The sequence below is a fragment of the Nocardiopsis sp. MG754419 genome, assembly GCF_018207095.1.
Taxonomy (GTDB): Bacteria; Actinomycetota; Actinomycetes; order Streptosporangiales; family Streptosporangiaceae; genus Nocardiopsis.
This window is the reverse complement of record NZ_QOCZ01000465.1, coordinates 1-236: the sequence shown is the minus strand read 5'-3', so window position 1 is coordinate 236 and position 236 is coordinate 1. Positions and strand designations below refer to the sequence as shown.

At 71.2% G+C, this 236-nt stretch carries 1 protein-coding gene; it reads right to left on the bottom strand.

From position 1 onward, the window contains the following. On the bottom strand, window positions 1-236 hold a 236-nt coding region (locus DSY14_RS28555; protein ID WP_211719661.1), incomplete at both ends, for a hypothetical protein.

The window sequence follows — 236 nt, the reverse complement described above, 5'->3', positions numbered from 1 at the left end:
GCTCGGCGCGCTGCTGCTCGTAGTACTCGTCGAGCTGGTTCTGGTAGGCGTCCGAAGCCTCACTGCCCGCGGAGTCACCGCCGGAACCGCCGCCCAGGTCGCCGCTCCCGCCGTCGGGGCCGGCGTTCATCCGCTCTTGGAGCTCGGCGCGCTGCTGCTCGTAGTACTCGTCGAGCTGGTTCTGGTAGGCGTCCGAAGCCTCACTGCCCGCGGAGTCACCGCCGGAACCGCCGCCC